This window comes from Paenibacillus sp. VTT E-133280 (genome assembly GCF_002264385.1).
GTDB lineage: Bacteria > Bacillota > Bacilli > Paenibacillales > Paenibacillaceae > Paenibacillus_AQ > Paenibacillus_AQ nitricinens.
Genome location: NZ_NFUX01000011.1, coordinates 42,131 through 65,318, shown reverse-complemented (window position 1 = coordinate 65,318; position 23,188 = coordinate 42,131). Strand labels below are relative to the sequence as shown.

Annotated in this window: 26 protein-coding genes; 8 read left to right on the top strand and 18 right to left on the bottom strand. The window is 42.3% G+C overall.

Features of this window, described 5'->3' with window-relative positions; all coding sequences use genetic code 11:
• Window positions 1-8: 8 nt before the first annotated feature.
• The 3 genes from ylxM to CA600_RS07220 form a co-directional block, all read right to left on the bottom strand.
• Window positions 9-365: a YlxM family DNA-binding protein gene (gene ylxM, locus CA600_RS07230; protein ID WP_036688609.1), complete on the bottom strand. Its 357-nt coding sequence runs from the start codon at window positions 363-365 to the stop codon at window positions 9-11.
• 149 nt (window positions 366-514) lie between these two features.
• The gene (gene trhA / locus CA600_RS07225; protein ID WP_042189474.1) at window positions 515-1,162 is read right to left on the bottom strand and encodes a PAQR family membrane homeostasis protein TrhA; all 648 of its coding nucleotides are present in this window, start codon (window positions 1,160-1,162) and stop codon (window positions 515-517) included.
• A gap of 56 nt (window positions 1,163-1,218) precedes the next feature.
• Window positions 1,219-2,736, bottom strand: coding sequence for a carboxypeptidase M32 (locus CA600_RS07220; protein ID WP_094869583.1), 1,518 nt, complete (start codon window positions 2,734-2,736; stop codon window positions 1,219-1,221).
• Between the two features lie 163 nt (window positions 2,737-2,899).
• On the opposite strand from CA600_RS07220, the gene CA600_RS07215 reads away from it, so the two are divergent.
• The 4 genes from CA600_RS07215 (at window position 2,900) to CA600_RS07200 (ending at window position 4,739) form a co-directional block, all read left to right on the top strand.
• Entirely contained in the window at window positions 2,900-3,232 is a 333-nt protein-coding gene (locus tag CA600_RS07215) for an iron-sulfur cluster biosynthesis family protein (RefSeq protein ID WP_094869582.1), read from the top strand.
• A 24-nt stretch (window positions 3,233-3,256) separates the two neighbouring features.
• On the top strand, window positions 3,257-3,817 hold the full coding sequence (locus CA600_RS07210) for a beta-class carbonic anhydrase (RefSeq protein ID WP_094869581.1): 561 nt from the start codon (window positions 3,257-3,259) through the stop codon (window positions 3,815-3,817).
• Window positions 3,818-4,017: 200 nt separating this feature from the next.
• Window positions 4,018-4,446: a membrane protein gene (locus tag CA600_RS07205; RefSeq protein WP_042194151.1), complete on the top strand. Its 429-nt coding sequence runs from the start codon at window positions 4,018-4,020 to the stop codon at window positions 4,444-4,446.
• Window positions 4,447-4,454: 8 nt separating this feature from the next.
• A complete protein-coding gene (locus tag CA600_RS07200; RefSeq protein WP_094869623.1) occupies window positions 4,455-4,739 on the top strand; it encodes a YxcD family protein in 285 nt (94 codons plus the stop codon).
• Between the two features lie 46 nt (window positions 4,740-4,785).
• On the opposite strand, the gene CA600_RS07195 is transcribed toward CA600_RS07200, so the two are convergent.
• The 7 genes from CA600_RS07195 to CA600_RS07165 form a co-directional block, all read right to left on the bottom strand.
• Window positions 4,786-5,802 (bottom strand): S66 family peptidase, encoded by a 1,017-nt coding sequence (locus tag CA600_RS07195; protein WP_094869580.1) that lies wholly within the window; start codon window positions 5,800-5,802, stop codon window positions 4,786-4,788.
• Window positions 5,803-5,903: 101 nt separating this feature from the next.
• Window positions 5,904-6,290, bottom strand: coding sequence for a hypothetical protein (locus tag CA600_RS07190; protein WP_094869579.1), 387 nt, complete (start codon window positions 6,288-6,290; stop codon window positions 5,904-5,906).
• 79 nt (window positions 6,291-6,369) lie between these two features.
• Window positions 6,370-6,720, bottom strand: a complete 351-nt coding sequence (locus CA600_RS07185) for an Asp23/Gls24 family envelope stress response protein (RefSeq protein ID WP_042129003.1) — start codon at window positions 6,718-6,720, stop codon at window positions 6,370-6,372.
• A gap of 35 nt (window positions 6,721-6,755) precedes the next feature.
• The gene (locus tag CA600_RS07180; protein ID WP_094869578.1) at window positions 6,756-7,871 is read right to left on the bottom strand and encodes an AI-2E family transporter; all 1,116 of its coding nucleotides are present in this window, start codon (window positions 7,869-7,871) and stop codon (window positions 6,756-6,758) included.
• A gap of 41 nt (window positions 7,872-7,912) precedes the next feature.
• A complete protein-coding gene (locus CA600_RS07175) occupies window positions 7,913-9,331 on the bottom strand; it encodes a sensor histidine kinase (protein WP_094869577.1) in 1,419 nt (472 codons plus the stop codon).
• Window positions 9,309-10,013: a response regulator transcription factor gene (locus CA600_RS07170; protein ID WP_094869576.1), complete on the bottom strand. Its 705-nt coding sequence runs from the start codon at window positions 10,011-10,013 to the stop codon at window positions 9,309-9,311. The genes CA600_RS07175 and CA600_RS07170 overlap by 23 nt, the downstream gene beginning before the upstream one ends.
• 196 nt (window positions 10,014-10,209) lie before the next feature.
• Window positions 10,210-11,049: a DegV family protein gene (locus tag CA600_RS07165; protein WP_094869575.1), complete on the bottom strand. Its 840-nt coding sequence runs from the start codon at window positions 11,047-11,049 to the stop codon at window positions 10,210-10,212.
• A gap of 171 nt (window positions 11,050-11,220) precedes the next feature.
• Between CA600_RS07165 and CA600_RS07160 the strand changes: the two genes are divergently transcribed.
• Entirely contained in the window at window positions 11,221-11,445 is a 225-nt protein-coding gene (locus tag CA600_RS07160; protein ID WP_094869574.1) for a hypothetical protein, read from the top strand.
• Window positions 11,446-11,521: 76 nt separating this feature from the next.
• Here CA600_RS07160 and CA600_RS07155 read toward each other — a convergent pair whose 3' ends face one another.
• The 7 genes from CA600_RS07155 to CA600_RS07125 form a co-directional block, all read right to left on the bottom strand.
• Window positions 11,522-12,757 (bottom strand): MFS transporter, encoded by a 1,236-nt coding sequence (locus tag CA600_RS07155; protein WP_094869573.1) that lies wholly within the window; start codon window positions 12,755-12,757, stop codon window positions 11,522-11,524.
• Window positions 12,758-12,910: 153 nt separating this feature from the next.
• Complete coding sequence (locus CA600_RS07150) at window positions 12,911-13,384, bottom strand: MarR family transcriptional regulator (RefSeq protein ID WP_094869572.1); 474 nt, start codon at window positions 13,382-13,384, stop codon at window positions 12,911-12,913.
• Between the two features lie 200 nt (window positions 13,385-13,584).
• Window positions 13,585-14,232 (bottom strand): FusB/FusC family EF-G-binding protein, encoded by a 648-nt coding sequence (locus tag CA600_RS07145; RefSeq protein ID WP_094869571.1) that lies wholly within the window; start codon window positions 14,230-14,232, stop codon window positions 13,585-13,587.
• A 231-nt stretch (window positions 14,233-14,463) separates the two neighbouring features.
• Window positions 14,464-15,258 (bottom strand): PHP domain-containing protein, encoded by a 795-nt coding sequence (locus CA600_RS07140; protein WP_094869570.1) that lies wholly within the window; start codon window positions 15,256-15,258, stop codon window positions 14,464-14,466.
• Between the two features lie 34 nt (window positions 15,259-15,292).
• Window positions 15,293-16,126, bottom strand: a complete 834-nt coding sequence (locus CA600_RS07135; RefSeq protein WP_094869569.1) for an energy-coupling factor transporter transmembrane component T family protein — start codon at window positions 16,124-16,126, stop codon at window positions 15,293-15,295.
• Window positions 16,113-17,861 (bottom strand): ABC transporter ATP-binding protein, encoded by a 1,749-nt coding sequence (locus CA600_RS07130; RefSeq protein WP_094869568.1) that lies wholly within the window; start codon window positions 17,859-17,861, stop codon window positions 16,113-16,115. The genes CA600_RS07135 and CA600_RS07130 overlap by 14 nt, the downstream gene beginning before the upstream one ends.
• Window positions 17,854-18,732 (bottom strand): cell division protein FtsQ, encoded by an 879-nt coding sequence (locus CA600_RS07125; protein ID WP_094869567.1) that lies wholly within the window; start codon window positions 18,730-18,732, stop codon window positions 17,854-17,856. Before CA600_RS07125 ends, CA600_RS07130 begins: the two co-directional genes overlap by 8 nt.
• Window positions 18,733-18,912: 180 nt before the next feature.
• Here CA600_RS07125 and CA600_RS07120 point away from each other — a divergent pair, with 180 nt between their 5' ends.
• The 3 genes from CA600_RS07120 to CA600_RS07110 all read left to right on the top strand — a co-directional run bounded on the left by CA600_RS07120 (window position 18,913) and on the right by CA600_RS07110 (window position 22,346).
• Window positions 18,913-19,746, top strand: a complete 834-nt coding sequence (locus CA600_RS07120) for a MurR/RpiR family transcriptional regulator (protein ID WP_094869566.1) — start codon at window positions 18,913-18,915, stop codon at window positions 19,744-19,746.
• Window positions 19,747-19,982: 236 nt separating this feature from the next.
• On the top strand, window positions 19,983-21,500 hold the full coding sequence (locus CA600_RS07115; RefSeq protein ID WP_256989776.1) for a glycoside hydrolase family 5 protein: 1,518 nt from the start codon (window positions 19,983-19,985) through the stop codon (window positions 21,498-21,500).
• A gap of 171 nt (window positions 21,501-21,671) precedes the next feature.
• Entirely contained in the window at window positions 21,672-22,346 is a 675-nt protein-coding gene (locus CA600_RS07110) for an SOS response-associated peptidase (protein WP_094869564.1), read from the top strand.
• Window positions 22,347-22,492: 146 nt separating this feature from the next.
• Here the strand turns inward: CA600_RS07110 and CA600_RS07105 are convergent, their stop codons facing one another.
• Complete coding sequence (locus CA600_RS07105; protein ID WP_094869563.1) at window positions 22,493-23,173, bottom strand: hypothetical protein; 681 nt, start codon at window positions 23,171-23,173, stop codon at window positions 22,493-22,495.
• Window positions 23,174-23,188 lie beyond the last annotated feature (15 nt).

Below are 23,188 nucleotides of genomic sequence, written 5' to 3'. Positions count from 1 at the left end.
CCTTCATGCTACTCTAACCTCTGCAAGCGATCCACGATCTCCGCGAACCGAAGTTTATATTGCTCAGGCAGCATCCCATTCTCCGGCAGTCTGCGCAGTTCTTCTAAATATTTGGTACGACTCTCATGCTTCACTAATAAACCAAGTTTTTCTTCATAATTTTCTAGGACTTGCTCCGCCCGTTTAATATGTTCATAAACGGCTTGGCGGCTGATTTCAAATTCAGCGGCAATCTCTCCCAAGGAAAAATCGTCGTGAAAATAATATTTAAGAAACGTTTGCTGCTTATCTGTAAGCAGTCGTTCATAAAAGGCAAAAAGCAGATTTATACGATTCGTTTTCTCGAGCCTATTCTCCTGACTCATTAAGGGCACTCCCTTCGTCAAGGAAAAACACTTTACACCTTCACAACGTCCCTTATGATACCTAAAAGAAAGAGAGATGTCAAGCATTTTTGCTTGTCATCTCTTTCTTTATTAAAAATCCCTTTTTCACGCAATAAATCCGCTTGAAATTATTGGATCGGCAGTACATAAATCAATACGGCGAAGAAGTGTGTGACACTACCCGCAAGGACAAATACATGCCAAATCGCATGATGGTATGGAAACCCTCTCCATACATAAAAAACAGTACCTAATGTATAGAGTATACCTCCAGCCATCAGCAGGATCATTCCTCCGTCAGCTACAACAGCCGAAAGAGGGTTCCAAGCGATTACAATCAGCCAGCCCATTGCAATGTAGAATATGGTTGACATGAACAGAAACTTTTTAACAAAAAATGCCTTGAAGAAAACGCCGAACACTGCGATTCCCCAAATAACGCCGAACAAACTCCATCCAAGCGTTCCCCGAATGGCGACTAACAAAAAGGGGGTATACGTGCCAGCAATAAACAGATAAATAGCGGAATGATCGAAAAATTCGAACAAATCCTTCGCCTTACCCTCTTTGAGACTATGCACTAGTGTTGAATTCAGATACAGAAGCAGCATTGTCGTTCCATAGATGGAGAAGCTGACCACATGCCATGTCGTTCCTTTCAGACTTGCAAAAACAACAAGCAGAACAAGTGCAGCCACGCTTAATACCGTTCCAATCCCGTGCGTAATCGCATTCGCGACTTCTTCTCTCCGGCTGTAGGTGTGAGTATTTGCCATATCCATATCCTTCCGTCTAAGCTTTCTTTCTATTATACCACGCGTATCCTACTTGATTACAGTTTGTAAATCTCCGTATACTTCGCTTCTAAATAATCAGCTAAATAATCTGGACTCAGTGGTTCTCCCGTTACTTGCTCAATAATTTGTGAAGGCGTTAAGCTATTGCCGAAACGATAGATCTTATCGGTTAGCCACTCTTTAATAGGTAGTAGGTTCCCTGCAGCAATTAACTCATCAAACTCCGGTAACTCTTTGCGAAGTGTATTCAGAATTTGTGCAGCGTACATATTACCTAAGGAGTAGGAAGCAAAGTATCCGAAATCCCCGCCAGACCAATGGACATCTTGCAGCACACCAAGAGCGTTAGAAGGCGGAGTAATACCCAAATACTCTTGATACTTAGCATTCCATACCTGAGGCAAATCTTTTACAGAAAGACCCTCATTAAAAATAAGCTTCTCGATCTCATAACGCACGATAATGTGCAGATTGTATGTAAGCTCATCTGCTTCGATCCGGATAAAGGAATTTTCCACGCTGTTGATCGCCCGGTAGAAATCTTCCAACTCCACATTTGCAAGCTGCTCCGGGAATTGTTGTTGAAGATCCCCATAATAACGTTGCCAGAAAGCCCGGCTGCGTCCGATCATGTTCTCCCATAGTCTCGACTGAGATTCATGAATCCCCATCGATGCACCTTGTGCCAGTGGTGTTCCAACAAAATCCTTGCTGATATTTTGCTCATAAAGCGCATGTCCGCCTTCATGCAGTGAACTGAATATGGCACTAGTCACATTATCAAGCAGGTAGGCGGTCGTAATACGAACGTCGCCTGGATTCAATCCTGTAGCAAAAGGATGCACACTCTCATCTAAACGACCCGCGTCAAAATCGTAGCCCATTTGCTCTAAAATAAAGTTGCCGAACTTTTCCTGCTGTTCTTTAGGGAAGATCTGCTGCAAAAAACTTGTGTCCGGTTTATTCGGCGAAGCAGCGATAGCTTCTACCAATGGAACCAAGCGGCTGCGCAGACGGCTGAATACTTCATCTACTTTCTCTACTGTTAGATCAGGCTCGTACATATCCAAAAGCGTATCGTAGCGCGTTCCCTTTATACCCCAGTAGTCGATAAACTCTTGCTTTAGAGCAACGATCTTGCTTAAGTAAGGCTCAAAAGTGACAAAATCATCGTTCTCCTTGGCTTCTTCCCAAATGGTTTGAGAATGCGCGGATAGGACAGCGTACTCCTCAAATCTTTTGGAAGGGATGCTCTTGCTGCGCTCATATTCTTTACGGCAATCGGTAACGATTTTCTGCTGATCATGAGTTAGCTGGCTAATCACTTCAGGACGGGTAAAAAATGCTGTAAATTCTCCCATTTCCTCCGAAATACCAAGTCTAAACAGTTCTCCACTTAGCATCCCTATCGTACCCGAACGAACCTCTACGCCCTTACGCGGCGCACCGGTGCGCAAATCCCAGTGAAGTAATTCTATGGCCTCTGAATATCCACTTATTTTTGATAATAACTCGCTAAATTTTTCCCACTGTTCCTTCACTTGCTGTTCCATTTTATTACACCTGCTTTCTCTGTTTTGCCGACTCCTCTTGATGATACTTTTTTGAATGAGTATAATCAACTTCAGAGATTACATCTCTAATTTAAAATATTCAATGGGTTACATAAGAAGCAAGACTTGCTTCGCACAAAATTTGAAGGAGCGTGAAGCGGCTATGATGATTCAGGTTACACCTCTCGCAGAAAGGAAGTTGAAGGAAAGGCTTGAAGATCGGCCAGGATTTTTCAAGCTCTTTTATGATACGGAAGGCTGCGGGTGTGACGGAATTAATGTATTACTAATTGTTTCAGAAATGGAGGACGGCGATTCCAGGATGGAAAGTGATTCCCTTCCCTTTATCGTAAGCCGCCAGCAGGAAATCTTTTATGAGGACAAGATGCGTCTGGATGCCGAGGAAAGATTCTCTTCCTTTAAGCTAGACAGTGATTCACAGATTTACGGAAAAAATATCCTGGTCAGAGATATGCGTAATGTAAGTACATTTTAGTGATTATAGGGAGGAAAAACAGCCATGAGCCATGTATCCGATATTATTAGCTTTAATAAGAGTTTTGTAGAGAATAAAGAGTATGAAGCGTATTTAACTAGTCGCTATCCAGATAAAAAAATGTTGATTATCACCTGTATGGATACCCGTCTGGTTGAACTATTACCAAAAGCGATGAACTTTAAGAACGGTGATGTCAAAATCATCAAAAATGCCGGAGCGGTTATTTCGCAGCCCTTTGGTAGTGTTATGCGTAGTGTCATGGTTGCTTTATATGAACTTGACGCGGAGGAAGTTATCGTTGTTGGGCACTATGAATGCGGTATGGCTTCCCTCAACGCCGACCATATGATCAATTCCATTAAAGAACGTGGAGTATCCGAAGAGGTGCTGAACACGCTGGAGAATTCCGGGATCAAGCTAACCAAATGGCTACGCGGGTTTGACAATATCCAAGAAGGGGTAGCTCAAACTGTGAGTCTGATCAATAAGCATCCATTACTCCCCCCAAATGTACCTGTGCATGGCATGATCATCGATCCGGCTACCGGTGCGCTTGAACTTGTCGTTGATGGGTATAAATGATTTAAGTAACAACCTACTAACTGCTAATTGCGTGGATCCTGGATCCACGCTTTTTTCGATTAAAAAAGTATAAGTTATGACAAGCATAAACTTTCTTATATTTTAAATAAAAATTGAAACCTAGTAGGACTAGCTGCGTAATACTGAACATGCACACAAATTTTATACTCACAGGAGGGTTTTCGTACTAAATGAAACCAATGAAACGCGTAATGATGATTGTAATGGCCTTCACACTTTTTTTCGCCGTAGCTACCCCGAACTTTGTGGATGCGAAGCGAGGTGGTGGCGGATTTAAATCCGGCACTCGTAGTTATTCAACAACTCCAAAAAAATCAACAACCGATAACGTAAGGAAAAGCGATAGCACTAAAAGCTCCACAGCAGGATCTACTGCAAATACGAAACGGGGATTCTTCAGCGGTGGCGGCTTAATGAAAGGTATGATGATCGGTGGTTTGGCAGGGTTACTGTTCGGCGGAATGTTCGCCGGTATGGGTGCCTTCGGTAACATTCTAGGATTCGTCATTAATATGCTTGCTATCTATGTGCTCGTAATGCTCGTGATGTCCTTCTTCCGTCGCAGAAAAGAACGTCGTCGCTTAGAAGATCAAGGTGGGCGTTACTAATGTCAACAATGGTTCTAAGCATGGATGAGATCATCAATGCCCTATGTCTACACATGGCTGAACGTAAAGCGGTTCGCCCTGAAGATGTTCAAGTAGAACTGAGCTGGGAAGAAGACACCGGATACTCTGCTGAGGTTTGGGTACAGGGACGTAGTCAATATTTAGTTGAGTCCAACATGATCGAGGCGATCCTACGTTACATGCTTAGCGAATATGGCATTCGTGCATACCGCGAAGATGTAAGGCTAGACTTGGACGAGGAAATCACCGCTATTGTAACTACAGGGAACTAATAGTAAAAGGGACAACCCAAATGGTTGTCCTTTTTTTTGTATGCATCTATTCATAGAAAAATTGCTTTACCGTTCCTACTCCGTCCGTCACATCAACTTCTGCGTACGCACCGTTAATCAGCGTAATTTGCGGTGGGATATGACCACAATCGATATCATACACAATAGGTACCTGGAGTTCCTCAGAAAGCTCTGCGTAGATGTCTTCGGCCGTGTAGTTCTCTACGGGGCGATTAGCAGGACTTCTGCCAAACATAATGCCAGAACAATTCTCAAACCAACCTGCTAGCTTCATCTGAACTAATGACCTACGTACATCAACCGTATTCAGTTCGCAGTTTTCCAAATACCATAGGATCGGTTCATTGTTAATCATTTGTTCTTGAAAATGCCGCAGATTCCCAAATGGTGTGCCAATCAGATGCCTAATTACATCTATGCAGCCCCCAAGCAAACGCCCTTTCATAGTTATAGGACCAGAGGATACTGTCTTCCAACGGGTATCTTCTGTCAAGTGAAATACATAAGGCGTAGGAGCATCATGTTGCCATTCCCCCTGGTATTTAAGTGAAGAATGCTGGACGATAGAATCCCCTGCTTTTGTGTCTAGAACCGCTTCCCACATGGCTGTGGTATCATCTGAATACTCTCCTCTTAAATCAACGAGGTTAGTCCCGTGGGCTGTGGCAATCCCTGTCCTTAACGTTACTGCAAGCAATAGTACGCTAATATCTGAATAGCCTAAGATCCACTTGTCCTTCATAGTATCAAAATCAATATATTCAAGAACCTCAATTAACAGTTCTCCGCCCCAAGGCGGAATAAGGATATCAATATGCTCACTGCCCATCATCTCGTTAAACTCCTGAGCACGAACTTTGGCTGGTGCGGATTTAGCTTTCTCTTGCGTCCATACGGTATCCCCACAAATCATATTTAATCCTTTAGACTCCAAACGGCTTGAGACCAACTTAATTAACTCTGCGTTTTGAGGACCAACTCCAGATGAAGGTGCTGTTACCCCTACTGTCGCATTTTTCTTCATAATCGGATATCTAATCATATGACACCTCCAGGTTATACAGCAATTATATCAAGAGTAAACTTTATGTATACAAAAAAGAACATGGCTAGATTTCAGCACATGTTCTTTTTCAAGATAATCTAGAGTAAAGAAATGGCAAGCAGTTCGAACAACACAAGCGGCAAAATCACATTATTATTAGGAGGACCTGGGTAAGGACCTGGGCCTGGGTGTGGACCTGGGTAAGGACCAGGACCCGGATGCGGATGATAAGGCTGGTATGGATTATAATAACCGCGTGGCATTTGGCCATTCACCGCAACGTTCAAATATAAATGTTTATTATCTACTCCAGCTAGGGTGCCTTCATGCACTAAGCCATCTAAAGTCTGTATACTCACCTGATGGTTAAGATAGGGCCTGCAGGATTGATGCAAGGAATCACGAACACCGTGCAGGTGCCGGATCACCGCAGGATCGGCCTGATAAATCACATTATTTTGCTGTCCAGTGTTATATGTCGACATGGATGCTCTGACCTCCGTAAATGGATTTGCTCCATTCTATGCAGAAGCCTATATCACGGTGCCTATTTGAGAGATATCCTTATACTGGAAGGGCTACCTTCTCAACTTTCACATTTACCGAAACAAGGGACAAGCCCATCATATTCTCCACAGCATTACGTACATTTTTTTGCAGCATATAGCAGACCTCTTGAATCACACATCCGTAATTAACAATAACCCGCAGGTCGATGGCAACGTCTACTTCCTTCACTTCTACAGATAACCCTTTTTTCACATTTTTACCGCCCAAACGTTTGGCCCAGTTGTCCGAAATATTACTTCCTGACATCCCAGCAATACCTGGCGTTTCCAGAACCACCTGTCCAACGATCGATGTGACTACATCATCTGAGATATGAATTAATCCTTGCTCCGTTCCTTCATTCATATAAACAACCTCCATATTTGTTAATTTAAGAGATATTAAAGGCTCTCCTCTACCTCTACCTTTACTTCTACCTCTGACTCTGCCCTGTGGTTCTCAACAAACAAATTATACACTTTGGTCAAGAGGATTTTCACAATCATATACAATGGAATAATCAGCAATATCGCAATAATCCCGCCTATATCTCCACCAACCAACACTAAAATGATCGTTGTCAGCGGATGAATATCAAGCTTTTTCCCAAAAATGTAGGGAGCAATCAGATTATCCTGAATTTGCTGAGCTACAAGAACGATGATGATGGACCACACGGCTATGGACGGCGATTGGATGAATCCGATAATAAAAATTGGGATGCTGGAGAGAATTGCACCAATGAAAGGTACAAAATTCATTACAACAGCAATTACTGTCAGCAACAATGCATACTGTAGTCCAATAATAAGGAAACCAATATACATCAAAACACCAAGCGCCAGATTGACTAATACCCGACCAACAATGAATCCACTTAACGCACTGTCAATTTCACTCATCATTGTAGTTCCTTCTCCACGATACTTCTTTGGAAAGAAACTTACAATCTTACGACCAAATTTCCCACCTTCCTTAAGCATGTAAAACAACATAATAGGAAAGGTAAATAAAATAATCGCGAAATTTGAAACAAAGGAGAATAGACCCGTTACGTAATTCGAAATCAGATTAAATCCTTTATTCAAATATTCAGTCAATTGGGAAGCAAGATCCATATCTGCTGGGATAATAGAAGCCAAAAATCCACTGTCCTCGAGCCTCAATAACTGCTGATTCACGGCTGCGATCAGATTTGGCATATTATCGACAAAATTAACTAGCTGTGTTCGAAGTGAAGGCCATACTCCAATACTAAAACCGAACAAGAGCAATGCAATGACCACATATACAATGATGATCGCAACAGAGCGATTTAGTTTATATCGCTCCAAAGTATTGATTAGAGGCCGGAGTAAATAATAGAAAAATCCTGCCAACATTAAGGGCACGATAATAACATTGAACAAAGACAAGATTGGACTGAAAATAAAATTAACTTGTGAGCCTAAAAATACGATGCCTAACACCAAAAGGATCGCTATACAAACTCGAATGAATGTGTTCAGTTTAGCCATAGTTCTCTCCTATCTTCTATTTTCGGGAGGCTTTCATCTCGCTATTTGGGAATACGGATGGTGAATACCGTTGGTTCCTTCTTTTCGCGACTGAGATGAAGCGTGCCACCCATTTTCTCTGTATTTTTCATAGCAATGGATAAACCAAGACCCGTTCCACCTGTAGTTGACCGCGCTTTATCTCCACGAACAAACGGATCAAAAAGCGTTGACCAAAGCTCTTCAGGAATACCTACTCCGGTATCTGCAATTTCAATTGCAACCTCACTCTCCGAAGGGATAACCTCCACACGTAGATGAGTACCTGGCGGATTATAGGTCAAAGCATTGGAGATCAAATTATGAACTACACTCGAGAGCAGCTCCGCATCGAAGCTTGCGAATACTTCCTGTTCAGGAACATTCAGCTGCAGGATGAAGTTCTTTTGTTCAATCTCACCATAGGAGTCTGCAACGATTTCACGAATAAACTCACCCAATTCATGACGCTCCATTCGTAGTAAAAAATCTGGGGAATCTATTTTAAGCAGCTCCACCATATTTTGAATCAGCTTGGTCACTTGCGAGGATTTATTATAGATATAGGTTAAATACCTTTTCTGGCGTTCTTCATCCTCCCCACGACCTTCAACCAACGCCTGTGCAAACCCCTGTATACTCGTAATGGGTGTCTTCAGATCATGAGAAAGATCAACCATCATGCGTTTCTTACTTTCTTCCGCTTGACGTTTTTCTTTCGTTGTCTTCTCAATGACGTCCGCCATATAATTAAAAGTCTCCCCTATTTGCGAAAATTCTTTCTCTGCATATAGCGAGATACGAGTATCATAATTTCCTTCAATCATCTGCTTCAAACCAAGCGTAATAATACGCAGCGGCTTCCTGATTCTTCGTGCCACCCAATAGCTGTACACGATAATAAGCAAGAGAACCATTCCAACTCCTAAAAAAACATAATATGAGAGCGAGTGGTTGAAGTATTCAACTAATGGATCACTGTTAATTGAAATGTCGATAACTTCTCTAGGGATCTTCAAAAGCAGCCACTCTGATTCATTCTCATTATTACGTGTAGTCAACGAGTAGAAGTACGCCTGATCTTCTCCGTTTTCCAGATTATTTAAGAGCTGGTTGTCGGTATATTGTGTTACATCGTCTTTCTTCTCACCAACAACGTCGATGACCTTCTTGTCTTGACCCAAGATCTCAATCCACCCACCGCTACGCAGAAGCCGTTTGGTTTCTATACCATGCTCCAGATTATCTCGATAGGCACTCGCTTCAACCTTCAAATCAGGATCAGCGATTTTATTTTTTTCGAACATATGGGTCACATCAAGATTAATGAACAAATAATAAACAATCACAAGAAAAAACAAAATGCAGATGAATAACAAAAAATCCAGCGTCAGCGATGATTGTAAAGGTCGTTGATCTCTATTGCTCCATAGGCGCTTCAATTTTGTATCCCAGCCCTCTAATAGTCTTTAAATAAACCGGCTTTTTGGAATCTTCCTCGATCTTTTCCCGGATATTACTGATATGTACCATGATACTATTATCTTCGTACACATAGAAATCTTCCCATACCGCCTCATATATTTTTTTTCGTGTAAAGACCCGGCCCGGTTGTTTCATCATTAATTCCAGAATTTTGTACTCAGTAGAGGTAAGAACGACGGGTTCTCCTGAACGATAGATCAGACACTGGCTTTGATCCAGCCTCAATTCTCCCAACACAATCTGTTCAGCTGTCTTTTCTTCAATTATCTGTGCGTCAAAATGATGTACCCGCCGCAGTAAAGCTCCCGCACGAGCTACAATCTCCAATGGATTAAACGGTTTGGAAATATAATCGTCGGCACCGAGTTCAAGTCCCAGTATTTTGTCGTAATGTTCGCTTTTTGCAGATAAAAACAACACCGGGAAATGATGAGACTCACGAATCTTCTTCAATAATTGCAGTCCATCTAGACCAGGCATCATAATATCAAGAATCGCTAAATCAATTTTATGGTTCTGTACTTGCTTTAACGCTTCAGTCCCACTGTTCGCTTCCACAATGTTGTACTCTTTCTCTAAATATAATCTCAACAATTCCACAATTTCTGCTTCATCATCTGCGATTAGAATTGTATACATAGTAATCACCCCATCTAACTATAATCTTCGATTATTAAACCCACCTAAACGCAATCTAAAGAATAGCTAAATTATTACATCCATCAAATTCTTATATTTAAATAAAAATCGCACACAGGAACCCGTCCCATGTACGATCGTATAATTCCAGAAATCCGAACGCCTGCTGGCAAATATAAACGCCCTCAGAGTCCTATTAAAAAGCAACACCAATTCCACCTTCACCCGCATAGGTTCCCATTACAGGTCCCATACTTGAGAGTAAAACTTCTTTGAACGGGTGCTTTTGTAAGATGCGTTCTTTAATCTCAAGCGCAAGCTTCTCACAGTTACTGTGTACTATAGCGATAACAGCCTTTTCGTAGTCATGCTGCTTCTCATCCAAATGTGCAAGCAGTCGGTTTAATGCCTTTGGAAGACCCCGGGTCTTCTCCACTACCTCAACAGTACCCTCTTCGCTGATTTTGAGCAGTAGTTTGATATTTAACACGGAAGCAACCGCTCCAGATATCCGGCTTAAACGTCCGCCCTTCATCACATTCTCAAGTGTGTCCAGTGTAAAATATGCTTGAACTTCATCCATTTGCTGAAGCACCTTGACCTTCAGTTCCTGCAGACTTGAACAAGTCTGTGACCACTTCGCCGCAAGACCCACGATCAGCGACAACCCGCCAGAAAAGGTCTTGGAATCTATAACCTCTATCGCATTGGTGTGTCCTTCTTCTTGGTACATTTCCATAGCGATCATAGCCGTCTGATAAGTGCTACTAATATTAGAGGACATACAAATGACCATAATGTCAGTACCTTCCTCTACTTGCCTGAATGTCTCAAGGAATTGGTTTGGACTGGGACTTGCTGTAGTAGGTAGCTCCTTGGATTCACTCATTTTAGCATAAAAGATTTTCGTATCCGTATCCGCAGGCATTAACTCATGCCCAAAATGAACAGGTAGATGGACCACGGAAACATTATACTTCTCCATGTAGTCAAGGGGTAGGTCAGAACCGCTGTCTGTTATGATCTTGATTGCCATAATATAAGTACTCTCCTTTCAATATCAGTACTATTATAGCTATCGGCAAATGAAATCTCCAGTAACCAATATAACTTGAAAAATCCTTCGATTTGTGCTTATGTCTTTCTTCCTTAACTTGTCCTAATATGATATGGTTTATGAATAAGCGTATAGAAATGGAGTGTATGTATGAGTAAGGGAAGAGTATGGAACAGAGGCAAGCATGATGGAACAGGACTATCGAGGAAAAAAACCGCAGATCAAGAAGTAACGGCGTCTACCGAAACAGAAACCACTGAAGCTTTAAATGAACCGTCAAATGACAGAATTGATACAGTTAAACCGATGAATCGTTCGAACTGGGTAACTCGTCCAGCACGGGTCATCAATAAAAATTCTAAAGACAAACAATGAATTTGACAAAAAGGGTTTCAGAACTTGTCCCTGAGTTCTGAAACCCTATTTTTATATGTTCTTAAACGTAGGTAGTTTACATATTTACATCCGGGCGCTTATACAAGACGAGTATGGCTGCTGCTATAAGGATCATCCCCATAAATGCGGGTGCGGCATGGCCTAGTGATACATAAACCTGACCTCCAATGATAGGCCCAATCATTCTTGCTAAAGCCTGAATAGACTGGCTACCTCCTTGAATCCTACCTTGTTCACTAGAATCGACAGACTTGGAAAGCATCCCGTTAAATGAAGGCCCAAAGATCGAATCCCCAAAGCCAAATATAAACATTCCAGCGATTAAAAGAGGATAGAATGAGAGCAAAGCAGATAAAGCAATAAAACTGTAACCGATAATTTCCGAAGCCATTCCAAGAATTGCTATATGTTTATCACTAAGTTTCTTCAAAAGCTTTGGCATGATCAAACCTTGTGAAATGATGTCTTGGAGACCCATAATCGAAAACATAACTCCGATTAGTGCAGGCTTCCAGCTGAAAGTATCTATCGTAAATTGAGAAAATACTGCCTGTAAAGATCCGTTAGGAATCCAGAGTAAAAAAGCTGAGACTAGCAGCCTATTTAAGTTTTTCGTAGAAAGTAAGTTGGCAAGCTGTGAAAATGGATTCAGTCTTACAAATGTAATCTCCTTCAGTCTATTCTTCTCGGCAAGGCTCTCTGGCATAAAAAAGAATCCATAAACAACATTCAATAAAGTTATGATTGCTCCAAAATACAAAGGAACAGAATAACCAAACTTAGCAAGTAATCCGCCTATCGTTGGGCCAATGACGGTGCCTACACCTACAACTGCACTCACCCATCCGAAGTATTTGGTTCTCTGTTCTGCAGGAATGATGTCTGCAAAATATGCGAAGATCGTGCTTATGCTCCCGCCTGTTATACCTTCGATTATGCGCCCAGCAAATAGTACCCATAGAGCCCCTCCTATACCAAAAACCAAGTACCCGATGGCGGAACCCAACAGGCATACTAAGAGTAATGGACGCCTGCCATATTTGTCGCTCAAAGCTCCAAGTACGGGGGCTGCAAAAAATACACAGACTGCATAAACCGAGGTCAGCATCGTAACAACTATTGCTTGTTCTCCCGGACTGCTTGTATATGGCTGCACTAAGAAAGGGACGACAGGCATTACGATACTAAAGCCAATTCCGCAAAGAAACACAGAGATAAGACCGAATATTAATGCGTGCTTATCTACGGATTGTCCTGTGTTCTGTTCATTGTGAGATTTAAATATGGACATTTATGTTCACTCCTTAAAGTTGCATTTTGATTCCTAGGAAACATGTTTATCGTATCGCCATTTTGTTTCCTTGTCAACAAAATAATCACAATAAAAATACAGCCGTTCTCCATAGAGCCCGACTGCATCTGGTTCATTTTCATTATTCAAATTTTATTCCGATTTCATATCTTTACCCTGTTTTTTTATTTCCGCATCCAAATGACTACTATATTTTTCCACGAAACTAAGCATACTATCAAATTGTTCCTCGGTTATCTGCTCAAAGACGGCCTTATCCCGCTCTTGAAACTCTTTGTGAAGGTTCTCATGGATTTTATAAATTACTTTTCCTTGCTCAGTAAGCCTAAAATAGATTTCTTTTTTGTTATCCGACTTCTGGTAGCTTTCGATCAGGCCTTTTTCTATGAGTTTCTTAGTTAATTTACTTATGGCACCGCGCGTCATAAAAAAGGACTCCGCAAGTTTTGTTACGTTGGAATCTACATTTTTTTCAATGTATTCAATACAATGTACTTCAGAAGATGTATAACCCTTAAGACTGGCTTCCATCTTATCTTTGTTAAGCCAGACCATCTTATTATATAGGTCCCTGACACCCGTTAGGATCTGATCTTCTTTGTTCATGACCTGTCCTCCCACCCGCTCTTGCATTAACAATATTATATCACATTATTTTTTGTTTCTATTTCAACAATATTTAAAATCATTAATTCAGGAATTGAGCGAACAGCAAATAGGGTTTCGAAACGAAATCATTCGTTTCAAAACCCTATTGCTCTATAGTCTGAAGCTACTTACAAAAGCAGCCTTTGCTAATCCTAACATTATGCACGAGTGGAGAGAATGAATCTCTCTAGTGCTGCTGTATCCGTAATCCTATGATTACATGCTTGGCTCTCAATGCAAATATATTGGCCAATGGAAGAGTAATCATCCGGCGAAGATTTCGCAAGCTTGGTCTTGACCGTAAAAAAGGCGAGCTGTTGCTGCCGATTACAGAACAGGCAATACCCCTTCTTGTTCATTGGTGTCATTCTACCTTCAATACCGATAAACTGCCCTTCGAACGGATATACAATAAATAATTTATTGGTAGCAATATCTATCCAGCTCAAATATGTCATATATCGAAAGTCGATGGCTGATAAATCAGGTACCTTCAGCTTTTTATTCTTAGGGAACAACTTCTGAATCTGTTTCGGTGTAATCTGCGGAAAAGGTTCTAAATAAGGCTCTAATCCACTAAGATACTTCTGAAAATCGTATGCAGTCTCAAAGGCTGATATTTGTTGCAGCAACTGCTGCTGACTATCACTTAGTGTTGAAAAAGCTTCTACAACATTCAACGATGAACGATATCTTACCGTCTCCAAGACTCTTCGATCCGCTACAGTTCGCAGTGTTTTTAGAAGAAAGTCTGTTTGTTTTTTAATAAAATTATATTGATGGTTTCTAATAAATGGTGTATTCATTGCTCTTCAGCCCCTTATTTGTTATGAAAATTTCATAAGGTGCAAAGCCCATTATTAGAAACGATAATATTTAGTTTGGGCGATCATCCATCCTATCGCACCTCACGCAAAGTATCGCCCTAATTTAGGCTTTGCGTGAGGAACTTCTAGCTAATGGGCAAACCAGCATTAGCACAGTACCACCTCCGATTACATTCACGAAAAAAGTATAACAGGAATGTTTGCCATCGGCTAGACCATGTTGCCAACCTCTGCTTCATCTCTGGAAGGTGCTTCACCAATGAGCTGCTTCAAAAGTTTCTTCATCATGACTGAAGCTTTCACTTTGGTGTGTAGACACGGCGAAAGCTCAATTTCGTAGTTGCCTTGCTTAATGGTTTCTTTCAATTCCTCAACCGTTGAGCAGGTAATATTCAACCGATTCAGAACACTACCATATTGCAGACATTGATGACTATCACTACCGGCAATCACCGGTACACCAAGCTTTTCAGCAAAAGGTGTGATCAGGTTCTTGTAAGTCTCTGCCCCCTGCATGTAAATATCCTTTGCATTGAAATCAAAAGCATCTAATCTCCGAAGCAGCTCTGGATCCAGTTGATGTAATGGCGTAGAGATTCGGAAGGGATGAGCTCCGATTTTCCAAAGCTTATGTTCATCAGCCATGTCCAGCAGATCCTTGAAAGGAATAAAATCCCCCTCCTTCGTATGCTCATCCAGTAAAGCGCGAACGGCTAGAATATTCTCCTTAAGTCCGATCAGCAGAATATGACCCGTCTCCGCGATATCCACCTCCATACCCGGAAACAGTTTAAGTCCGTTTACATCATAATAATGTCCGTTATAAGGATACGTCTGGTCCAGCGTCTCATACATCGCAAAGAAATTAGAAGTGTTAAAGTGCTCGGTCAAAGCTACTGCCTGTAATCCGTTCGCTTTCGCCTCAAACATCATTTCTGCAAAGTATTCAGGGGAAAAGGTTGATTTCTTAGATAATTTACCGTGGGTATGCAAATCAATATTCATGTCTAATTCGTCTCCTTTGAGCTTATGAGTGATGTCAATACACCAGTTTAGGGTAGAGGTAACCGATCCAAAAAAGCAAAATAATATAAACGGTGGATCCGGATAAAAAGTACCAGTCGGACCGCTTCATTTTTAAATAAGATAGCTTAATCTTCTTCACTTTCTTATTGTTAAGACCGTAGCTAAATCCCCGAGTCTCAAGCGCCTCGATCGTGGTCCGGGAACGTTTAGCGGTATTTAGCATGAGTGGATAAAAAGCCAGGATCACAATGCGCAAATAATATGTTGCTGTTCTCCAATACAACAAACCATGTTGCAGCGGTCTTTGCCCTCTCAGTCTGAAGGATAACAAAATCTGATGGAATTCCTCCAGTAACGTAGGTAAAATACGATAACCATAAGATAAGCTGAAAGCAAATGTATCAGGAATCCCTAAGGATAGCAGGCCGTCACTAAGTCTTTCCGGATCGAGACTGGAGAACACCGTAATACTAGCTAGTGATATTACTGAGAGCTTAAGTGTCAGCGTCAACATAGGCAGCAACGATTCAATTCCTCCGCCGAAAAAGAGAGACAGGATGAACATCCACCCAATTTGGCTGATTAATCCCAGACACAATATAAAAATAATATACGGGCTGACCCGGGAGAGGACAGTCGTTAAGACCATAAGCACGAACATCCCTAACAAAACTGTACGGTTATGTACGAACCAAGGCACGATGGCAAAGAACAAATACCAAAGTAGCAGCGTTCGCGGGTCGAGCCTTCCCAGAAATGTACTGCTACTGTTATAAGCAGTCCCTAAGAGCTCCAGTTTAATTTGTTCAACAGATATACGGTCAAGTGCCCGTTTAACAGCTTCCATGGATTGCAGCCACCTCCTTTTTCACTTCCACTAGACTTACGAATTCCTCTAAGCTGCTGCAAATTTTGGGCAGACCGAGCATACGGCTCAGCTCCATCAATTGCGTCTGAGCCAGACCCGCCCTCCGTAATAGAAGTCCGTCAGCGAAGATTTCATCTTTCGTTCCGTCAGCAATAATCCTGCCTTGATGCATAACGATAATCCTGGTCGCCCACTCAGACACAAGCTGCATATCATGTGTCGCGATCACCACTGTCTCAACATGACTGCGAAGCGTTTCCAGCACATGAACCATTTCCTGTTTGGTCGAAATATCCAAATTGGCCGTTGGTTCATCGAGCAGCATGACGGCAGGACGAACAGCTGCACCAATGGCTAGCGATACCCGGCGCTGCTGACCCCCACTCAGAAGTCGAGCGTCACGTTCTGCTAATTCATGGAGCCGGAATGCTTTTAGCATTTCTTCTACTCTCTCTTCTGCGTCTGGTAGCTTCCGCGCCTTCAAATAATAAGCAATTTCTTTGCGTACAGAATCCTCAATGAACATTTCCTCTGGGTTCTGAAATACGTATGCTACGGTACCGGAGAGACGCTCGGGTGGCAGACCGTTCACGGTCATCCCTTTCACATTTACGGTTCCAGCTGTAGGTCTGACAATTCCAGCAATCAGCTTCATTAAAGAAGATTTCCCCGCCCCGTTGTTGCCAATAAGAGCGATAGACTCACCCTGCTGCAGTTCCAGCTGAACACCATTCAAGACAGGATGCATCGTCTTATGAATGGTACGGTATGAGAGGTAAACGTTCTCCATCTGAACGACACTCTTCACTTCCCGATTTACAGTAAGGGACTGCTCCTTCATATAGTCAGATGGATCATTTCTCTGGATCCTATCCTGCCGCAATATCATGTGGGCATTCCCTTCTTCAGCGCTCAAGGGAAGGAATTGGGTTAGCGGCGCATCAGATTGCAAGAGCCAAGCTGCCCGAGTCACATCCGGGGGATAAATGCCCAGCTCCAGCAGTTCTTTTACAGATGATAAAGCTTCGCGCACCGGCTTCTGCCAGCACATTCTCCCCTTATCCATCAGGACGACATTCTTACAATAGTCGGCAATAAATTCCGCATGATGTTCGATCACTACAATGGTCTTCCCATGCTCCTCATTCAAACGGCGCAGAATATCATAGATATGGCGGGCATGCTGCGGATCCAGCTGAGCTACCGGTTCATCAATGACTAGAATTTCTGGATCCATCGCTAGTGCTCCGGCTAAAGCGAGCAAATGTTTTTGCCCGCCACTCAATTGCCAGATGAATTCATTTCTTAAATCGCTAAGTCCGGTTAGTGCCAGTGCCCGCTCTCCCCGCTCCCTATAATCGGCAAATCCATAATTAAGTGGCGTAAACGACACATCATCTAGGACCGTCGGACGCACCAATTGATTCTCAAAATCCTGATAAACATACCCGATATGCCTGGAAAGCTCAGCTACACTTTTCCCATCCGCCGGTTGTCCACAGATCGTCGCCTCTCCAGTGAAGTCCCCTGTGTAATAATGAGGAATCAAGCCATTAAAGCATTTACACAGCGTGGATTTTCCCGAACCATTACTACCTATAATGGCAATGAAATCTCCTTCTTCTAGCCGCAAAGATACATCTTGCAGTACAGGTTGTTCGGCTCCCGGATAAGTAAAGGTGACTCCATTCAGTTCGAGTATTGATTTACGCATCTACTTGACCCGCTTCCTGTCTTTTACGTACTGACCGCCGAATCAGGGATATAATTGCTGTTGCTGCAACAATTGCCGCTACCAGCATACTTAGCCAGATTAAGCTCTCTTCATTCGACTCTGCCCAAGCAAACTCAAAATCACCAAAGTTCCATCCGGATTCCGAGAGCAATTCTGATCCAAGCGCAACCATGACCAGAATCGTTCCAAAAATAACTAGCTTAGGAGATAGCCAAGCCCCTGTAGCATATTTCATGTTCCGTTCACGCGGCTTCATACCAAGCAAAGGTTCGATTTTCCCATATAAACGTGGGACCAGATACATAGTAGGAATTAGAGCGAACAAGATACCGGAGAAGAGTACGTCGTTCAAAAAGCCAACTCCCTCGATTACAACGATACTCTCTGCCAGACCTTTAACAGCTTCAAGTTCTTCTACACCCACCCATACTTTCACTATATCCACAACAGAGCTGAAGAACTGGTGAATCGCTACGCCAGTAATCGCTGCTACTCCAACCTGTCTACGATTCTTCGGATCAGATACCATACGGCCAGCGGTATACATCGCTAGTGAGAAGGTGATGAATTTCTCCAATTCGCCCAGCCCGCCAAATTGACCTAACATCAGTTCCCCAAAGATCACTTCACCCACAGCTGCCCCAATGGCCGCATACAGTGGATGAAACAGCATACATAAGGTCAAAGGAATGAATGCGAAATATTCAATCGATAATTCAATGGGGCCTAGTTTGATCCCAGGCACAAGCTCCGTAAACATATTGGACAAACCGTAAAGCGACATCGACAGTACAAAAATCATCATTTTTTGTGACTGAGTCAACGTGTAGCGCGTTTTTATCGTACTCATGAATATTTGACCTCCCTACAAGAATTTATCTTCATTATAAGAAGGTCATGTCAGCACAACTTTTACCAATTGTTAAATGGGAGTAATATTTTTTTCAGTATTTTTAACGTTGTAAAAATATTTACAACATCTTCATACGTTATATTCTATTTAACACTTCATATTAGGAGGAATGAGAGATTGTATAAAGATTGGAATCGCCGCGCCTTCTCACCAAATCAACGAATAATTGCTGACTTTATTCAGAAAAATGAGCAACGTGTAGTCTATATGACGGAACAGGAAATGGCAGATGAACTTCAATTAAGCATTGCCTCCGTCTCGCGGTTCTGGAAAGCGGCTGGATTCAAACATGCCAAAGATTTCAAAAACCGGCTCCGTTTCCGCTTTGAATCCACCCCTTCCATAAAAATGCGTGATGCCATGCAAAGATCGGATGATCGTTCACTTCCTCAAGTGCTGCTGGACAATTGCTTACATCATCTGCAAGAGACACGCCGCTATTTGAGCGACGAGGCGCTGCAGCGTGCAGTAGTAGCACTATCTGCAGCACGCATTGTATATGTATATAGCCCAGGCCCTTGTGCTGGACTAGCCGAGCTGATGATTTATCGAATGGCGCGTTTTGGACTACAGATGAAAAAAATGGCCCCCAGCGGACACGAACTGCTAGAGTCCTTAATGCATGCTGATCAAAAAGATGTATTGCTTGTCTTTGGATTCGTTCAACTGTTACCTGAAATCGAAGTGATTCTGGACCAAGCACGTGAAGCTAATTACCAGGTCATCCTGATCACCGATAGACTCGTGTATCCACGATCCCAAGATGCAGATATTGTACTGTATGCCGGAAGAGGTGAGGTTTGGGAGTTTCACTCCATGGTCGGTCCCACGTATATTATCGAGAATCTGATTCTTGGGGTAGGTTTAGCAAATAGAGATAGTAGTCTAAGCAAATTAGACAAATTACAGCAGCTAAGAGCACAGTATGGAGGGAAGCTTCCGAGGAATTGAGTTCTTAATAAAAAACAATTTTTAAAGCGAAATTTAGTCAATTGCATAAAATAATCATACGCTTTCAAAATAACATAATGCTAATATAATAACGATAAATCCAAAGAAATTAGTGAATTCATGAACGCACAGTTAAATATGACTCCCTCATTATTCTAACAATAGGAGGTGAACGGACGTTACCAGTATAAACTTAATGAGGGTTTACATAAATAAAATTCATGAGGTGGTTTTTGGTGATTTTACGCAAGTGGTCGATTACATTTGTAGCATTCTTACTGATTTTCACATGGACCGGACAACTTTCGAACAAAGCACATGCTGCGAGCGGATTTTATGTAAGCGGTACCAAATTAATGGATGCTACAGGACAACCATTTGTTATGCGAGGAGTCAATCATGCGCACACATGGTATAAGGATCAATTGTCTACCGCAATACCAGCCATTGCTAAAACTGGTGCCAACACGGTACGCATTGTATTAGCGAATGGATACAAATGGACGATTGATGATGTGAATGCCATCAAAAATATCATCAGCCTCTGTGAACAAAATAAACTAATTGCCGTTTTGGAAGTACATGACGCAACAGGAAGCGATAGTCTATCCGATTTGGACAACGCCGTTAATTACTGGATCAGTATTAAAGACGCACTGATTGGCAAAGAAGACCGTGTACTCATAAATATAGCTAACGAGTGGTACGGAACATGGGATGGAGTAGCCTGGGCTAATGGTTATAAGCAAGCTATTCCTAAATTACGAAACGCCGGTCTAAATCATACGCTGATTGTTGATTCTGCTGGCTGGGGACAATATCCAGATTCGGTCAAAAATTATGGGACGGAAGTACTGAATGCGGATCCGTTAAAAAATACATTGTTCTCTGTCCATATGTATGAATATGCTGGGGGCAATGCAAATACCGTCAAATCCAATATTGACGGTGTGCTGAACAAGAATCTTGCGCTGATTATCGGCGAATTTGGCGGACAGCATACAAACGGTGATGTGGATGAAGCCACCATTATGAGCTATTCCCAAGAGAAAGGAGTCGGCTGGTTGGCTTGGTCCTGGAAGGGCAATAGCAGTGATTTGGCTTATCTTGATATGACGAATGATTGGACAGGCAACTCCCTCACCTCGTTCGGCAATACCGTTGTGAATGGCAGTAACGGCATAAAAGCAACTTCTGTGTTGTCCGGCATTTTCGGAGGTGTAACTCCAACCTCAAGCCCTACTCCTACACCTACACCTACACCTACACCTACACCAAGCCCGAGTCCGGGAAATAACGGGGCGATCTTATATGATTTTGAGTCGGGAACTCAAGGTTGGTCGGGAAACAATATTTCGGGAGGACCATGGGTCACCAATGAATGGAAAGCTACGGGAGCGCAAACTCTCAAAGCCGATGTCTCCTTACAATCCAATTCCACGCATAGCCTATATATAACCTCAAATCAAAACCTGTCCGGAAAAAGCAGTCTGAAAGTAACGGTTAAGCATGCGAACTGGGGAAATATTGGCAACGGAATCTATGCGAAACTATACTTGAAGACCGGGTCCGGGTGGACATGGTATGATTCTGGAGAGAATCTGATTCAATCGAACGTCGGTACCACTTTGACACTATCCCTCAGCGGCATTTCGAATTTGTCCGCAGTCAAAGAAATTGGGGTGGAATTCCGCGCCTCCTCGAACAGTAGTGGCCAATCCGCTATTTATCTAGATAGTGTGAGTCTGCAATAATTTATTAAAACTGTTAAATAACAAAAAAGATAAACTGCGAGGGGCCGTACCTTACGGCTCCTTTATTACTGTCAACCACAGGATTCAGGTCAATTAATAGGCGACCTCGGAAGCCATGAATAATTTACCTCCTTTTACAAACACTACGAAACAAAAGGAGGCTGATGTTTCATGTGTCAACGTTTTTCGCTAGCGGCCGAACTGCAGGAAATTAGGGATCATTTTGAAATTAACCGAGTGATGTACTACTATAAAGACCGCTATAATATTAGTCCCACGCAGGATATGCCGGTAGTTTTACAACAGGATGGTGAGCGAATTCTAGATGAGTTCCGCTGGGGATTCGTTCCTTATTGGGGAAAAGATGCGATCAATGCGGATCTCCGTAACGTGCATCAGAATCCAACCTACCGCAAGATGGTGGACAAGCATCGTTGTATTATCCCGTGCAATGGGTTTTATTATTGGAAAAAGGAAGGCAAGAAGACTTATCCAGTTCGGGTAGTCATGAATAATCGCAGTATGTTCGGAGTGGCTGGTCTATACGAAATTTGGCGGGATACGCGCGGGGAGCCTCTTCGTACCTGTTCTCTGGTCATGACTGATGCCAATCCACTGATTAGCGAATTTGAGAGCCGGATGCCGGCGATTTTGTCCCCACAGGATATCACTCGATGGCTTGATGAGGAGACAAATGATCTGGAAGCACTGAATCCGATTCTGCGGCCTTATTCAGCAGATGAAATGCAGGTGTACCCAGTTACCCCAATGATTAACGACAACAGGAATGACTCGGCCGATTGTATCCGGGAAATGGATCTGAAGGGCTCCTGGGTAAAACCTTGAGATACTAGTAGAATTGGATTAGAATACCTTAATAATGAAGCAGCGGTGCTAGGGCGGGAAACTAAAGCCTTAACATACCGCTGCTTTTATTGTTACCGCTGAATATTGAAAGCAAGTTGCTGCTCGGATCTCTATTCTTCTACTGTCTACTTGACGGAGAGTTCGGCTTCATATTGTTCAAGCTTTTCAAAAACACCATCCACCCATTCTTGGTCATCCCATATTTGTGGATTGTCAAAGTTTCTTTCCGCAGGGTGACCCGTTGTGAAAGTATCTACACCATCTTTGTAGCCAAAGTACAAATCAACAATTTCCAATGACTTATTTGAAGATTGAACTAACAGTGTGCAAGTCAATCCAGACCCTTCGTTTGAAAAAGGTAAGCTCAGATAGTAAAGATTCTTATCAATTTTATTAATCACTTCTTCTTTAAACTCATTATCGAGACCGAAATTCACACTACTGGCACCGTTCAATGCCTGCTTTTGTGTTAATTCCAACATTTTATCTGTGAATTTAAGAAGATTTGCACTCGAGATGTAATTCTCAAAGGATACAGTTTCTTGTTTTGCAACAGCTCCGGTATAAAGATTAACGAAGGCTTCTCCAAAGGTCACAATAGAATCATAATCTTCTTCATTGTTCTGACCTTCTTTTATAGAAAATTTACGATTAGCCAATTCACTTAAGCTTCCTGCTGCTAATTTCTCTGACGGTTCAACAGATGCTTCTATCTTCGATATAGCTGTATTTGGATTGTCTTTTATTACGGTAGGGTTTAAAACAAATAACATCAATACTACAATTCCTAACGTGAATATTCTCATAAAACCACCTTTTCC